Origin of the sequence: Terrisporobacter vanillatitrophus (genome assembly GCF_051148895.1) — a bacterium.
GTDB classification, from domain to species: Bacteria; Bacillota; Clostridia; order Peptostreptococcales; family Peptostreptococcaceae; genus Terrisporobacter; species Terrisporobacter vanillatitrophus.
Genome location: NZ_CP154625.1, coordinates 2,720,851 through 2,737,059 on the forward strand (window position 1 = coordinate 2,720,851; position 16,209 = coordinate 2,737,059).

At 27.6% G+C, this 16,209-nt stretch carries 18 protein-coding genes; 2 read left to right on the forward strand and 16 right to left on the reverse strand.

The features are described from left to right. Position 1: 1 nt before the first annotated feature. Positions 2-4,297 (reverse strand): PolC-type DNA polymerase III, encoded by a 4,296-nt coding sequence (locus TVTCOM_RS13545; protein WP_434796804.1) that lies wholly within the window; start codon positions 4,295-4,297, stop codon positions 2-4. A gap of 164 nt (positions 4,298-4,461) precedes the next feature. Here TVTCOM_RS13545 and TVTCOM_RS13550 point away from each other — a divergent pair, with 164 nt between their 5' ends. Both TVTCOM_RS13550 and TVTCOM_RS13555 read left to right on the forward strand, forming a co-directional pair. Beyond that, on the forward strand, positions 4,462-5,142 hold the full coding sequence (locus TVTCOM_RS13550) for a hypothetical protein (protein ID WP_434796805.1): 681 nt from the start codon (positions 4,462-4,464) through the stop codon (positions 5,140-5,142). Positions 5,143-5,343: 201 nt separating this feature from the next. Beyond that, complete coding sequence (locus TVTCOM_RS13555; protein ID WP_434796806.1) at positions 5,344-6,093, forward strand: NAD-dependent protein deacylase; 750 nt, start codon at positions 5,344-5,346, stop codon at positions 6,091-6,093. Between the two features lie 42 nt (positions 6,094-6,135). On the opposite strand, the gene TVTCOM_RS13560 is transcribed toward TVTCOM_RS13555, so the two are convergent. The 15 genes from TVTCOM_RS13560 to ruvX form a co-directional block, all read right to left on the reverse strand. Continuing rightward, positions 6,136-6,279, reverse strand: a complete 144-nt coding sequence (locus TVTCOM_RS13560) for a hypothetical protein (protein WP_434796807.1) — start codon at positions 6,277-6,279, stop codon at positions 6,136-6,138. A gap of 175 nt (positions 6,280-6,454) precedes the next feature. Further along, a complete protein-coding gene (gene ytfJ, locus TVTCOM_RS13565; RefSeq protein WP_434796808.1) occupies positions 6,455-6,892 on the reverse strand; it encodes a GerW family sporulation protein in 438 nt (145 codons plus the stop codon). Beyond that, positions 6,846-7,325, reverse strand: coding sequence for a DUF2953 domain-containing protein (locus tag TVTCOM_RS13570; RefSeq protein WP_434796809.1), 480 nt, complete (start codon positions 7,323-7,325; stop codon positions 6,846-6,848). The genes ytfJ and TVTCOM_RS13570 overlap by 47 nt, the downstream gene beginning before the upstream one ends. A gap of 204 nt (positions 7,326-7,529) precedes the next feature. Continuing rightward, a complete protein-coding gene (locus TVTCOM_RS13575; protein ID WP_434796810.1) occupies positions 7,530-7,775 on the reverse strand; it encodes a hypothetical protein in 246 nt (81 codons plus the stop codon). Positions 7,776-7,847: 72 nt separating this feature from the next. Beyond that, entirely contained in the window at positions 7,848-8,384 is a 537-nt protein-coding gene (gene scpB / locus TVTCOM_RS13580) for an SMC-Scp complex subunit ScpB (protein ID WP_434796811.1), read from the reverse strand. Next, positions 8,377-9,105, reverse strand: coding sequence for a segregation and condensation protein A (locus TVTCOM_RS13585; protein ID WP_434796812.1), 729 nt, complete (start codon positions 9,103-9,105; stop codon positions 8,377-8,379). The genes scpB and TVTCOM_RS13585 overlap by 8 nt, the downstream gene beginning before the upstream one ends. Before the next feature lie 11 nt (positions 9,106-9,116). After that, positions 9,117-9,707, reverse strand: a complete 591-nt coding sequence (locus TVTCOM_RS13590; protein ID WP_434796813.1) for a site-2 protease family protein — start codon at positions 9,705-9,707, stop codon at positions 9,117-9,119. A 134-nt stretch (positions 9,708-9,841) separates the two neighbouring features. Continuing rightward, positions 9,842-10,993 carry a D-alanyl-D-alanine carboxypeptidase family protein gene (locus tag TVTCOM_RS13595; protein WP_434796814.1) on the reverse strand — a complete coding sequence of 384 codons (1,152 nt, stop codon included), beginning with the start codon at positions 10,991-10,993 and terminating at the stop codon, positions 9,842-9,844. Between the two features lie 112 nt (positions 10,994-11,105). Continuing rightward, on the reverse strand, positions 11,106-11,393 hold the full coding sequence (locus tag TVTCOM_RS13600) for a DUF503 domain-containing protein (RefSeq protein ID WP_434796815.1): 288 nt from the start codon (positions 11,391-11,393) through the stop codon (positions 11,106-11,108). 15 nt (positions 11,394-11,408) lie between these two features. Further along, a complete protein-coding gene (locus TVTCOM_RS13605) occupies positions 11,409-11,744 on the reverse strand; it encodes a YlbF family regulator (protein WP_434796816.1) in 336 nt (111 codons plus the stop codon). Between the two features lie 125 nt (positions 11,745-11,869). Continuing rightward, positions 11,870-13,546, reverse strand: coding sequence for a ribonuclease J (locus TVTCOM_RS13610; protein WP_434796817.1), 1,677 nt, complete (start codon positions 13,544-13,546; stop codon positions 11,870-11,872). 197 nt (positions 13,547-13,743) lie between these two features. Beyond that, positions 13,744-14,199, reverse strand: a complete 456-nt coding sequence (locus TVTCOM_RS13615) for a Fur family transcriptional regulator (RefSeq protein WP_434799745.1) — start codon at positions 14,197-14,199, stop codon at positions 13,744-13,746. Between the two features lie 118 nt (positions 14,200-14,317). Further along, entirely contained in the window at positions 14,318-15,208 is an 891-nt protein-coding gene (locus tag TVTCOM_RS13620) for an LCP family protein (RefSeq protein WP_434796818.1), read from the reverse strand. 122 nt (positions 15,209-15,330) lie between these two features. Next, positions 15,331-15,600, reverse strand: a complete 270-nt coding sequence (locus TVTCOM_RS13625) for a DUF1292 domain-containing protein (RefSeq protein WP_074915529.1) — start codon at positions 15,598-15,600, stop codon at positions 15,331-15,333. A 69-nt stretch (positions 15,601-15,669) separates the two neighbouring features. Next, entirely contained in the window at positions 15,670-16,095 is a 426-nt protein-coding gene (gene ruvX / locus TVTCOM_RS13630; RefSeq protein ID WP_434796819.1) for a Holliday junction resolvase RuvX, read from the reverse strand. Positions 16,096-16,209 lie beyond the last annotated feature (114 nt).

The window sequence follows — 16,209 nt, forward strand, 5'->3', positions numbered from 1 at the left end:
ATTAAAATAATGAAAGTTGATTTTTATCACTCATATTATCTAAAGAACCATGGTTAGTTAAAGTTTCAATTACAGTTCTTGAAATTTTAGTTCTCTTTCTTAAGTCTTCTTTAGATATAAACTCTCCATTTTTTCTTTCTTGTTGTATATGAATAGCTGCATTTTCTCCAACACCTTGCAGCGCTATCATTGGAGGTAAAATTTGCTTTTCTCCCACAACCTTAAACTGCGTTGCATCTGATTTGTAAATATCTACTGGAAGTATTTTTATATTTCTAGCATACATCTCATAAGCAACTTCAAGAACTGTAAGCATATTTTTTTCTTTTGCCGTTGCATCATTTCCTAAAGAAGTAATTTCATCCATTTTATTTCTTATGACATCTAATCCTTTAACAATTAAATCAGCATCAAAATCCTCTGCTTTTGTTGTGAAGTACGTAGCATAAAATGCTTCTGGATAATGAACCTTATAATATGCCAACCTAAAACTCATCATTACATAAGCAACAGCATGAGCCTTTGGGAACATATATTTTATTTTTTGACATGAACCTATATACCAATCTGGTACATCATTTTTCTTCATTTCTTCTATAAATTCAGGCTTTAGACCTTTACCTTTTCTAACACTTTCCATTATAGTGAAGGCCATCTTAGGTGGAAGTCCTTTAAATATTAAGTAGTTCATTATATCATCACGCGTAGATATAACTTCTTTAAATTCAACAGTTCCTTCTACAACTAAATCCTGTGCATTATTTAACCACACATCAGTACCATGAGATAATCCTGATATACGTACAAGTTCTGCAAATGTTGTTGGCTTTGTGTCAAGAAGCATTTGTCTAACAAACTTTGTACCAAATTCAGGTATTGCAAGACAACCTATTGGACAGTTAATTTCTTCTGGTGTTACCCCTAGAGCATCTGTAGATGTAAATAAAGACATAGTTTCTTTGTCATCTAGAGGAATTTCAGTAGCAATCTTATCTGTAATATCTTCTATCATTCTGATGATGGTCGGAACATCGTGTCCTAGTATATCAAGTTTTAGTATCCTACCACTTATTGAGTGATAGTCAAAATGTGTAGTTATAACTCCACAACTTGTATCATTAGCTGGGTATTGTATAGGAGTTATATCATAAACATCTTTGTAGTTTGGAATAACCATAACTCCTCCAGGGTGTTGTCCAGATGTTCTTTTTACTCCTGTACATCCATTAGCAAGTCTTAGTACTTCTGCCGATGTAGAGTTTAAATCATTTTCTTCCACAAATTTTTTAGCATAACCAAAAGCAGTTTTTTCTGCGACTGTACCTATTGTTCCTGCTCTATATACATAACCTTCTCCGAAAAGTTCTTCTGTATATTTATGAATTATTGGTTGATAACTTCCTGAGAAGTTAAGGTCAATATCCGGTTCCTTATCTCCTTCAAAACCAAGGAAAACCTCAAAAGGTATATCATGGCCGTCTTTTTTTAGTGGTCTACCACATTTAGGGCAGTCTTTTTGTGGTAAATCAACTCCAGAACCCCATTCTCCTATTTCATAAAAATAAGAATACTTACACTCTGAATTTTCACAAATATAGTGAGCTGGTAGTGGATTAACTTCTGTTATATCACTCATAGTAGCAGCCAATGATGATCCAACAGATCCTCTAGAACCAACTAGATATCCGTCTGCCAAAGATTTTGTAACTAGTTTTTGGGCTATAATGTACATAACTGCATAACCATTACTTATAATTGAGTTTAACTCCCTATCTAATCTCTTTCTAACCACATCAGGAAGAGGTGACCCATAAATTCGCTCTGCCTTAGCATTACACATATCTCTAAGTTCTTTATCTGAACCTTCAATTACTGGAGGGAATGTCTCATTTGGTATTGGAAGTATGTCCTCAACTAAATCTGCCACTTTATTAGTATTTTCTACAACTACTTCATAAGCCAAATTTTCTCCTAAGTACTTAAATTCTTCCAGCATTTCATCTGTAGTTCTAAAATGAAGATAAGTCTCCTCTTCATCCACCTTAAAACCTTGTGAGTACTTAAGAACCTTTCTATATATAGCTTCATGCTTATCAATAAAATGTACATCACCTGTGGCTACAGGAATTTTTCCAAATTTCTTTGCAACTTCAATCATTTTTCGATTTAAATCTCTTAATTCTTCTTCATCTTCTACTTCGCCTTTATCAATCATAAATCTATTATTATCAATTGGCATAACTTCAACATAATCATAAATAGATAATATTCGTTCTAAATCTTCATCACTTCTATTTTGCTTTACAGCTTGGAATACTTCTCCTGCCTCACAAGCTGACCCTACTATTAGTCCTTCTTTATGTTCTTCTAAAATACTTTTTAAAATTCTAGGTGCTCTATAAAAGTGATTTACATGAGCATCAGACACTATTTTATATAAATTCTTAATTCCAACTTGATTCCTAGCAATTAAAGTAACGTGATTTGTTCTAAGTTTTGTATAATCTATATCACCTAAAATTGTATTTACGTCACTTAATTTTTCTCCACTTTTTTTTCGTATCATCTCTAAAAATTTGATAAATATATGAGCAGTGGCTTCAGCATCATCTACTGCTCTATGGTGATTAAGTAGAGGAATTCCCAGTTCCCTAGCTATAAGATTTAATTTAAATCTTTTCATATGAGGAAGTAAACTTCTAGCTAATGTTAATGTATCTACTGAAGTATTTTTAAACTCAATATTCTGTTCCCTACATTTTTGTTGCATAAATCCCATATCAAAGTCTGCATTATGAGCAACTAAGACGCTATCACCAATAAATTCAACAAACCTTGGTAATATTTCTTCTATAGTAGGTTTGTCTTTTATTAAGTCGTTTGTAATACCTGTAAGCTCTTGTACTTTGTAAGAAATATCCTTTTCAGGATTTATTAGCTGACTAAACCTATCTACAATCTTAAAGTTTTCAACTTTTACAGCACCTATTTCAGTAATTTTATCGTTTTTATTTGAAAAACCAGTAGTCTCCAAATCGAATACTACAAATGTTTGAGATAAGTCTTTATTATTAGCTTTTTGAATTACAGGTAGATTATCTTCTACTAAATATCCCTCAACTCCATAAAGTATTTTTATATTGTTAGCCTTCCCTGCATCCATAGCCTCTGGGAAAGCTTGAACCACACCATGATCTGTTATAGCAATTGCTTTATGACCCCAGGCAGCTGCTTGTTTAACAAGTTTTTTAGTAGAACACAGAGCATCCATAGACGACATTTGTGTATGAGCATGTAGTTCAACTCTTTTACCTTTTTCACAAATATCTTTTCTCTTAGGCTTTTCTTCTTGCCTAATACCACTTATAGTCATGGTAATTTCTCTTTGATAAGTATCGTATAATACGTCACCTTTAATTTTCACAAAAGCGCCTTCTTTTACGCTATCTAATACCTTGTCTTTATTTAAGTCATTTAAAAACAATTTACAGTTAATAGAACTTGTATTATCTGTAATAGACATAATTGAAAGTATTTTTCCGTTTCTTAATTCTTTATTTTCTATATTAAATATTTCTCCTAAAATAGATACAGTCTTAGATTTTTGATTAAGGTCTTTTATTGGATGCACTAAACTATTTACATCTTCTCCATAAATCAAGTTTTCATCATGCTCATCCTTAATCACATAACCTTCTTCTTCATTTTCTTCATCTACTACTTCAAATTCCATTTCCTTAACTAAATCTTCAATTTCTTTATCTGTTTTTTCTATTAATTTTTTTCTATCTGTCTTTTCACTAACTGCTTTTTCAACTTTAACTTGATAATCAATTCCCAATTCTTCTAACAATACATTTCTTATAACATCTTCTATATTATTCTTTTTAAGTTTTTCATAAAAAATATCTTTAGGAATTTTTATTTTTAACATATTATCTAAGCACATGTACTCTACTTGCTTCTTCCATCCTTCAATAGCTGGACAGATCTTTTTTAATATATATAGAATATTATGCCAATAAGCTTTTACTATATCTTTTTCAGATTTTCTACCAAAACCATTGAACTTAATTTTAAGCCTAATATTTTTAAAATATTTTAATTCACCTAGTAGCTCTTCTCTAAGTTCATCTAAAATCTCATGAGATATAATATCTTTCGACACTAAATACATATAAAAAATTTTTTCTTCCTTAAAGTATACAACCTTAGATACTTGTACTTCTTTTAGTTGTTTTTCCAATCTACTATTTTTAATTTCTAGCTTTTCTAAATAGTCTTTAACATTATCCATGAGATTATCACTTCCTTTCCTAGATAAATTATTATATCATATCTAAAAATAAATTTATTGCCCTGTTTTATAAAATAAAATTTATTTTTTGGGATTAGCTTCAAAATACCGCTTATTTAATATTATATAATATGACCACAATTCAAACTAAGGCGGTGTTTAATATGGCATGCAATAATATTTTTGACATAAATTATATGTCCACATATTATGATAACCTTGGAGGAAAAAAGTTATTTAAAAACTGCTTAAAAGAGTTTAATTCAAAAATAGATAAAAAGGTACATCTTTATTATTCTAATAAAAGAGATACACCCATATGTGCGCTGCCAAAACTAAGAATGTTACTTGTAACTAAAATTGGCTTTCTATCCTTTTGTTATAATTTCTATTTTTATGTTAATACCTTCAATTATTATAATATAGATATATCTGAAGAAAATTTAAAGATAATAGCAAAATGCGTCTGTTCTCATGAGGTAGGTCATATACTAGACGATAGCATCTCAAATAATAAATGGGAACATTCTAAAATACTTACCGATATTATAGAGAAAATGATATATTACAATATTGATATCTCCAAAGAGGATTATTATAAGAACAACTTACCTAAAGATCTGGAAGAAAGTGTAGTAACTTTCAAAAAAAATTTGATAGAAAGAGAGTCTATTGCTTGGGAAATCGCAAAAAATATCATGAATTTCAAAAATGAAAAAGAAAAATTTTTATTTTCAAAAATTAGGGAGTATGCTCTTGCCACATACAATTATGGTGACCTTAAAACTATTGTAAAGGAAAATAATCTAGAAGTTTTCTTTAAGTATAAAAGATATTTTGTTTAATAATGTAAGAGCTTTCTTAAAACAAGAAAGCTTTTCTACTGTATTTTAACTTATCTGAAACATTTTTCTATAAATATACACTTTTTAATATAATTCAACTCAAAATAATTAAAATAATCACATTTTTTTGCATACTTATACTTATTTTTGTGAATATTTGGTATTATAATATTATAAATATTATTTTAGGAGGTATCTATTATGGATGATAATATTAAAAGATTAAAAGAACTTATAGATAGTCATAATAATATTGTATTTTTTGGTGGAGCAGGTGTATCTACAGAATCTAACATTCCAGATTTTAGAAGTGCCTCTGGTCTATTTAACGAAAAATTGAATAGAAATTTTACTCCTGAACAATTAGTATCTCATACCTTTTTCATGCGATATCCAGAAGAATTTTTCAAATTTTATAAAGATAAATTAATCTATGAAGATGCTAAACCAAATAATGCTCATATAGGTCTAGCCAAATTAGAAGATATAGGGAAATTAAATGCCATAATCACTCAAAATATTGACGGCTTACATCAAATGGCTGGTAGCAGAAATGTTTTAGAACTTCATGGATCTATACATAGAAATTATTGCACTAAATGCGGAAAGTCTTATACTTTGGTGGAAATGTTAAATTTAGGTGGAAATATCCCTTACTGCGACGTATGTGGAAGTATAGTTAAGCCTGATGTTGTTTTATATGAAGAACCATTGGATAATTCCGTTGTAAATGAAACTGTAAATGCTTTAAGTAATGCAGATTTATTAATTATTGGAGGAACTTCATTGGTAGTGTATCCAGCTGCTAGTTTTATTGATTACTTTAATGGTGATAGTATAGTTCTTATCAACAAAAGTAGAACAGGCTATGATACAAAGGCTTCTGTAGTCATTAATGACTCCATAGGAAAAGTACTTTCACAAGCAGTATTTCAAGAAATTGAAAGATAAAATCACATAATGTATTAAAATAAGGTAAGAATGCATCTTACCTTATTCTTTTTCCTTTATCTTTTCATATACATCTTTATATATTAAAACAGCTTCATAATATGCTTCTTCTTCACTTATACCTTTTTCCTGTGCTATTTTCTCAGCTGAGTCTTTTATAATCGATGCAGCTTCAAGTATGTTCATAGAAACACCTTCCTATTAATTATCCTACTACTTCTTAATATATATTATTCCCCTAAAAAACTATAAAATTACCTTAATTTATTAAAAATTACATTTATTTATTAAAAACTACATTTATTTATTAAAAAAATAAGTTCTTTTACATAAAACAGCAATAGAACTTATTTTTTATTATTTATTCTTCTTTATGTTTTTTTGCATTATCGTCTATATCTTCTTGAAACTTCACATTACTATCGTGTTTTAGAAATTTTTGAACTTTGTCTATTATCTTTGGAGTTACCGTTAAAATATTATCTACTAAATTAACATTATCCTCCAAAGAAATCAAACGTGTTTCTCCCTTTTCAACAACAACAAAAGCAACAGGTGATATGGTAATGGCTCCTCCACTTCCTCCGGCAAAATTAGTATCGAATTTTGTCTCCATTTCGCAATTTTTATTATATTCTCCTCCACCAATACCAAATCCTACAGTTACCTTTGATATAGGTACAATAACAGATGCTTCTGCTTTTATAGGATTGCCTACTATGGTATTAGAATCTATAGAATTTTTTATAGTCTCAAGAGTTGTTTCCATAATGCTTTGTATTGAATTTGTAGCTGTCATTTTTGCCACCTTTCTTATACTTAAGTTTTATTATTCTTATAAAAATTGGAATAGATTTAAACATTGTATTTAATCTAAATTTTATATGTATTCTTACACTTCCTTTAATATTATTTTCAGTAAACTTAGGTACTATGTTTAAATATATTTTTTCACATTTACATATATTTGTTATGTTTCCATAAATCCCGTTAATTAATGCATTAATATATATAGTTACATATGGATTAACATTACTAAAATATATATTCGAGTATAACTCTATTATTTTTATTTTTTTAATCAAACCAAAAATATTACTCAACTCTTTATCTAATATTTTTAAATCCTTTAAACTACCTCTTTTTTTCTTTTTCTTTTTCTTTGGTGGATATAGTTGAATATTAAATCTTATCAATTTGAATAATAATTTGATTTTTAATTTTATAACCATGTTTTTATTGTTAAAATCAATTTCAAATATAAAATGAAAATATGATATTAATAATAAAATTAATATAAAAAAAATACATATATATTTCAAATTAAAATATCTCATATTCTATATTGTTTGCAAAACTTATGGATATATACTAATTAAAAGGAGATAGCCCCTAGAATCAAAAAAAATCATAGGTAGTATACCTATGATTTATATTTATCTAGATCTTGATTTATTTTTACTTTTTTTATTTGACATGGCATTTTGTGTAGAAGGTGACATTCTTTGTTTTTGTCTTCTAGTTGTTCCATTATTGTTGTAAATGCACATACCCCAACATGCAACTGCAACCATAAATAGTATACCTCTTAGTGTATCCCCCATTTTAAACATCTGTACTCCAAAGAAAAAACTTGCTATAGCAAATAATATATATATAATCATTGCTAATTTACTTTTCATATGTTTTCCCCCTTAAATTATTATCATCTTACTGAAATAATATCACATTTTATAATAAATAATAATTTTTTATTAAATTTCTTCTTCATTTTCAAAACTATCTATTGGTGGTAAGTCTTTTAGACCTTCAATTTGCAATAATTTCAAAAATTCCTGTGTTGTCTTATATATAATGGGTTTTCCTATTTTATTTAATCGTCCTGCTTCTCTTATTAGTTCATGTTCTAAAAGTGTTTGTAAAACTTTATCACATTTAACACCTCTAATACTTTCTATTTCCACTTTAGTAATAGGTTGTTTATATGCAATAATAGTCAAAGTTTCTAGTGTAGCTTGGCTTAAAGACTTTCTTTTTTTCGGTTCTAATACCTTTTTTATATAATCAGCATAGTCTTTATTAGTACACATTTGATATTTATTTTCTAATTTTATAATTTGGATTCCTCTATTATTTTCTTTATATTCATCAATTAAAGAATTTAACATAAATTCTATTTCTTTAGATGAAAGTTCTTCATTAATAACGCTATTAAGTTCTTTTATGCTTATCGGTTCTCCATAAGCAAACATAATTGATTCAATTATATATTTTATTTCTTCTCTATTCATTTTCCACTCCACGCTTTATTATAAGAATATCATCAAAAAATTCATTTTGAACTACAACTATTAACTTTTCTTTTATTAATTCAAGAATAGCTAAAAATGTAGCTATGGTTTCATCCTTATCATAAGGCCCTACTAATTTAACAAAGCTTACTTTGTCTTCCTTTTTCATTAAATCTCTTAAATCTGACATTTTTTCTTCAGAAGATACTACTCTTTTTTTAACTATCATATCCAACTCTTCTGTTTTATCAAAACCTTCTATAACTTTTGTTTTTAGTATCATAGGAAGAATTGTTCTGATAGCTTCTATAGATATTTCGTCTAAGTCTATTTTATTATCTACAATTACTTCTTCTTTTGCTCTAAAGAAAGTATCACAAGTATAGTGAACATTTTCTTTAATACTTAAAGAAGCCTCTTTAAATTTCTTATATTCTTCTAATTTTTCTACTAATTCTAATCTTGGATCTTCTTCATGTTCTTCATGATGCTGTTTATATAGTAAATACTTGGACTTTATCTCAACTAATTTAGAAGCCATTATTATAAACTCACTAGCAACTTCCAAATCCATCTCATTTAACATGTCAATATAAGCTAAATATTGACTTGTAATTTCAGAAATTAATATATCTTTTATATCTATTTTTTGTTTTGAAATCAAATCACAAAGTAAGTCTAAAGGTCCATCATAAACATTTAAATGTATATTATACTTCATTAAATTACCTCTTACATAAATATACTTACTATAGCATAAAATGCCATCATTATAGGTGTTGTTACATAAGAATAAATGTTAGTAATGATCGAAATCAATAACACAACATATCCTATATTCTCATATTTATATATAAATTCATTATATTTATATGGAAGTAATGATGATATAATTCCCCACCCATCAAGTGGTGGTATTGGAAGAAGATTAAAAGCTCCAAAAACAATATTAATCCACATAGCTTTATCAAATATTATTTGTATAGCATACATATCTATGTATTTAACTATTAGTGCACAAATAATAGCTCCTATTAAATTTCCTAAGGCTCCCGATAAAGAAACTATTATATTACCTACTCTATAGTTTTTAAAGTTATTTGGATTAACTGGTACTGGTTTTGCCCACCCTATACGAAACCACAATAAAGTAATTAATCCTATAGGATCAATATGTTTGGCCGGGTTCAAAGTCATTCTTCCGTCATATTTAGCAGTATCATCTCCAAGTAAGTGTGCCGAATAGGCATGACCAAACTCATGAATAGATATAGCTATAGCAAATCCCACCAACGATGCTAATAAATCACTTAAGTTAAACATATTTATTCTCTCCTACTATTTTTTTGTAATACTATCATTATATCATTAATAAAGTTATAATCAAAATTTTTATGTTTTATTAATTATAAAAGCTATGCAGCACATAAAAATATGTACTGCATAGCTTTTTAGTATTATAATAAGTTATCTACTACTCTTCTTAACATTTGTAAATAAGATGCTTTATTTATATCTTCACTATTTATTATTTTAGTTTCTCCCACAAGTTCTTTTCCTCTATAAACTTTTATAACTCCTAACTCTGTATTTTTCTTTATTGGAAGTTTTAAATCTTGTTTTACTTCTACTTTCTTTTGGAAATCTTTTTTGTCACCTTTTTTTATCAATACACTTAAATCATCTTTTGCTACTAAATCAACGTTTTCTTTTTCGCCTTTTTCAAATTTAACTGTAGCAACCTTGTCATTTGCTCCACAAATTTTAACACTTTCATAATTTGCAAATCCATAATTCAAAAGACTTGTTGCATCTTTAAATCTTATTGGAGAAGTTTCAGCGCATAATGTAACAGCTATTAAATGTGTATTATTTCTTATTGCAGATGCTGATAAACAATATTTTGCTTGTTGAGTAAAGCCAGTTTTTACTCCTGTAGTTCCCGAATAATGCTTAACTAATTTATTAGTATTTGAAATTCCTATTTTAGCTTGTTTTTTCCCAACTACAACTTCATCCATCCATGTAGTTAAATACTTTGAAATTTTCTTATGAGCAAGCAATTCTTTTGACATTAGAGCTATATCATAAGCTGAAGTATAGTGATTATCCACAGGAAGTCCATTTGTATTTATAAAGTTTGTATCATTCATTCCTAATTCTTTAGCTCTTTTATTCATAATGTCTACAAACTCTTCCATACTTCCACCTACATATTCTGCCATAGCAACACAGGCATCATTGGCAGATGCAACTGCTATAGATTTTACAAGTGTATCTACCTTTTGTATTTCTCCTGGTTCTAGGAAAATCTGGCTACCTCCCATGCTAGCAGCATTTTCACTTATTTGAACATCATCATCTTCTTTAATTTTTCCATCTTCTAAAGCTTCACAAATTAAAAGTAATGTCATTACTTTTGTTACACTGGCTGGTGGTAATTTTTCATGAGAATTTTTTTCATACAACACTTTACCTGTAGATGCATCCATTAATATAGCTGATTTAGAGGCTATATCTAATTTAGCTTCTTTGGTATTGGCAAAAATAAAATTTCCTTGACTTATTACAATAACTAATGCAAGTAGAAAGCTAATAAACTTTTTCATATCGTCACCTCTTATTTGTATTTAATTTTATTAACTTTTTTATTATTTCTCTTATATTATTTTTTACCAATACTTCTAATTTATAATTAGTATCTTTTACATGTTATATTTCTTAATAATTGATAATTTCACTTTCTATATCAATTATTTCAGCATCACAATTTTCTTCAATAAAATTTATGATTTTTTCCTTTGATTGATCGCTATCCTTACTGTTTAAATCAAGCTTTACCATACCAATACTTATTCTTTGATGTAAATCTTGATTTTCAACTTCTCTTATACTAATATTAAACTTGTTTTGCAATTTGCCTATTATACTTTTCACAATCATTCTCTTTTCCTTTAAAGAGTGTGCATAAGGTGCTCTTAAATCAACTTTAATAACTAGTATTTTCATTTAAATTCCTCTTTTCTATTTATAATCTTCTTTTATTGCCTGAGCTATTATTTTATTTATATTATCCATCATTTTATTAAATTTTTCTTCAGCTAATATATAATTATATATTTTTTCATTATATCTTATTTTATTCTGAATTTCTTCCATTTTTCTCATAGATTTTTTATCTATTTTTTTATTATTCATAGTGGCATATTGAAGATCATATCCTGTCTTTTTATATTCACTCAATAAGTATTCATTATTTTTATCACTTTTCATTACTTTCATATTGTCTACAAAATCTTTATATTCCTTACTATTTTTTATTTCACTAGCCAACTTTGTAGCTGTATCATATACACTCATATTATCCTCCTAATTCATATTAAAATTTTAGGTGTTATAAGTATATATGCATTATAAATGTATTTTTGTTTATAGTTACAAAAAATACCTCAGTATTTTTAACTCAAATACTGAGGTATTTCTAATTATACTTCCATGATTATTGGTAATATCATTGGATTTCTCTTAGTTTTTATATATAAATATTCCTTTAAGTTTTCTTTAATATTATTTTTTAAATATGCCCATTCTTTTATATTCTTTTCTTCACATTCAGTTAAAACATCTTTGATTACATTCTTTGCTCCATCCATCAAATCTTCTGATTCTCTAACATAAACAAATCCTCTAGATATAATATCTGGTCCTGCAAGTACTTTACCATTTTCTTTAGATATAGTAACAACTACTATCATAAGCCCATCTTCAGATAAATGTTTTCTATCTCTTAGAACTATATTTCCTACATCTCCTACTCCCAGTCCATCAACAAGTACATTTCCTGTCTGTACTGCAGCAGTAACTTTTGCAGAATTTCTATCTAGTTCTAAGACTTGACCAGTTTGCATTACAAATACATTTTGATCTGGCATACCAAGCTCATTTGCTAGTTCTGCATGACGTTTTAACATTCTATATTCTCCATGAACTGGCATAAAGAATTTTGGCTTAACCATTCTATTTATAAGTTTTAAATCTTCTTGAGCCGCATGACCTGATACATGTATATCAGCTATATCATTGTAAACAACTCTCGCTCCTCTTTCAAATAAAAGATTTATTACTTTTGAGATTAGCTTTTCATTTCCTGGTATTGGATGAGCCGAAATTATTACTAAATCTCCTTTTTTAATTTCTACTTTTTTGTGTTCACTACTTGACATTCTAGCAAGAGCCGACATTGGTTCTCCCTGTGTTCCTGTAGTTATTATTACTAATTCATTGTCATCATATTTAGATATGTCATTTAAGTCTATTAATGTATCCTCTTCCATATTTAAATATCCAAGTTCTTTAGCAACACCTATAACATTAACCATTGATCTTCCTGAGATAGCAACTTTTCTATTAAATTTAACCGCCATATTTATTATTTGTTGTAATCTATGAATATTTGAAGCAAAAGTAGCGACTATTATTCTGCTACCATTAGCTTTTCTAAATAAATCATCAAGACCCGCTCCCACTGTTCTTTCAGACATAGTAAACCCTGTTTTTTCCACATTTGTACTATCTGCTAACATTAAAAGAACTCCCGCACTTCCAAGCTCACATATTCTGTGAATATCCATAACATCTCCATCTATTGGTGTAAGATCTATCTTAAAATCTCCCGTATGGAAAATAACCCCTTGTTCTGTGTGTATTGCCAGTGAACAAGATCCTGGTATACTGTGGTTATTTTTTATGAATTCTACACTAATATTTTTAAGCTTAACTATTTGTTTAGGAGTAACAACATTTAATTTCACATTATTAAGTTTATGTTCTTTTAATTTAACTTCAATTAGCCCAATACTAAGTCTAGTTCCGTACACAGGTACATCGATTTTTTTAAGTATATATGGAAGAGCTCCTATATGATCTTCATGTCCATGTGTTATAAATATACCTTTTACCTTATCCTTATTTTTTAGTAAATAAGTTATATCAGGTATAACTATATCAACACCTAACATTTCATCTTCTGGAAAACTTAACCCCGCATCGATTACAACAATCTCATCCTTATACTCTATTACGGTCATGTTTTTGCCTATCTCGTTAAGACCACCTAAAGCCATTACTTTAACCTTGTTAGTGTTTTTCTTAAACAATTGCATCATCTCCTCTGTCTATTCAATTTTCAATTTAATGTTGCATATAAAAATAATATTAAATCACGCACTTTTTACCAACTAAGTTTATTGTATCATAAATTTCCTTATATTTTAAGTATATTTAGAATACTTTTATCCATTATCTAGATAAAAATATCTTTTTAATATATAAAATCATCGAAATCAAAAAAATATAAGTTCTATTTAGAACTTATATCTTTATTACAGTCTTGACATAATCCATAAAATTTAACATCATGGTCCAGTATTTTAAACTTATAAGCACTTTGTATTTCATTTTCCACATTGTCCATCAAATCATCTTCAACTTCGATTATCTTACCACATTTTTTACAAATTAAATGGTGGTGATTATGAGTTTCTGATTTATTTAAATCAATTTCATATCTAATACATCCATCATCTAAGTTTAATTTTGATATTACTCCAATTTCATCTAATAACTGCATTGTTCTATAGACTGTTGCAAGGCCTATTTCTGGACAATTCTCCCTAACTAAATCATAAATTTCTTCACTACTTAAATGTCTATTTCCATTGTCTAGAAGTATATTTATTATAGCTCTTCTTTGAGGAGTTATTTTTAGTCCTGATTCCTTTAATTTACTTTTTAAATTTTCCATTGTATTACACATAATACCACCCGTTTTCAATTGATAATCTTTTCTAATTATTGTAAATGATAAATTCATTCCTGTCAACATTTAGGAAATTATTAAGATATTTATTTTTTTATAACCATATTTATTATGCTTAATTATATATAAAATCATGTAATATTTTTAAGTTTTTCTCTTTTTCCCATTTAATTACATATTGTGAGTTATGTTTTAGTATTCCATCTTGTCTATATTCATTAATAGGGAATTCTAATTGTTTTATCTTATAATTAGTTAAGTCCCTTGATATTATAGCTAGGTCTAAAATTTTATCTGAAGATACACTAACATTTACATATTTAAGTAATATTTTTATCAATTCTGGATATTTAAAAACTGATACTTTTGATAGTTTATAAGCTAAGCTTTCTAGTACTTTTCGTTGTCTCGCATCTCTGTAAAAACAGTTATCAATTTTTCTGAGTCTACAGTAAGCTAAAGCTTGATATCCATTTAGTAAATGATTCCCACTACTAGTTATATATTCTATATTATTCCCCTTATTTTCAATTTCTAATCCATAACATGCATCTATTACTTTATTTAATCCATCAACTTCCCTATCCTCAATATTAACTTCTACTCCTTCTAGTACATTTATAACATCTACAAAACTTTTAAAATCTACAATAGCATAGTCTTTTAAATCAAGATTAAAATTATTATTTATTGTCTTAAGTAGTAAATCACAACCTCCATAGGCAAAAGAATGGTTCACTTTATCATATCCTTTACCAGGTATATATACTAATGTATCCCTGGCTATAGATGTAAACTTTAAAGCTTTATTTTTATTATCTATAGTTAAAATAATCATAGTGTCCGCTCTAGAAATTTTATCTCCTATACCATCTTTTCCTATTAATAATATATTATAAATTTCTTTTTCTGTGTAAGAATTTATCTCTTTAGCAAAAACATTATTATTTAACATCATGAGAAAAATTATTGTAAGTATTATACTTATTAGAACCTTTTTTTTCATTTTGTCATCCCCTTTACTTTTTTCAATATTTTTCCCCAGTGATTTTAAAATTAAACTATATAATTATGTATATTATTTTCAGTTTTGAACATAAAAAAACTACCTGTAAAGGTAGTCTTTTATTAGAATTCGTCGTCGTTAAGTCCTTCTTCATCCATTAATGTGTTATAAACATCAACAACTATTTCATATTCTTTATCATCTTCTAAAGGAACTAACATTTCTCCTTCTTCATCTTGGTCTATTCTAAATACTAAAGCCTCATCACTATCTTCGTCATCAACAGGCATTAATATAGCATATTCCTTATCATTAGCTTCTAAAGTTAATATTACTTCAAATTCACTTTCTACTCCATTTTCATCAATTAAACTTATTATATTATCTTGCATCTAAATCACCTCAATTTCTTTCTTCTTTTTTATATTATATATTATACTAAGATAATTTCAAATATATTATTAGAAATTTCTTTGTAAGTCTAAATACCCTTGTAATATTATTACTGCTGCCAGCATATCTATTACCTTTTTTCTATTTTCTCTTCTAACATTACCTTCAATTAACGATCTTTCAGCTGCTACTGTTGATAGTCTTTCATCCCAAAATTCTATAGGTAAATTAGTTTCTTGCTTTAATAATTCACAGAATTTTTGAACTTTTTCCCCCTGCGTTCCTATAGTACCATTCATATTTTTCGGAAGTCCTGATACTATTTTATTTACTTGTTTTTCAGAAATTATTTTTTTAATTTCTTCTATGTCTTTTTTTTTGCCAACCCTTCTAATAGTTGTTACTCCTTGAGCAGTTAAACCCATTAAATCACTTACTGCAACTCCTATGGTTTTATCTCCTATATCAAGGCCCATTATTCTTCCATCAAGCATGTTTCTTCTCCTTTATGTAGCCATCATCATCCTTCTTAATTTTTACATAAATATAATTAATAGGGATTTCTATTATTTTATCTTATTTTATTTTTCTCATACCTTATTTTATAT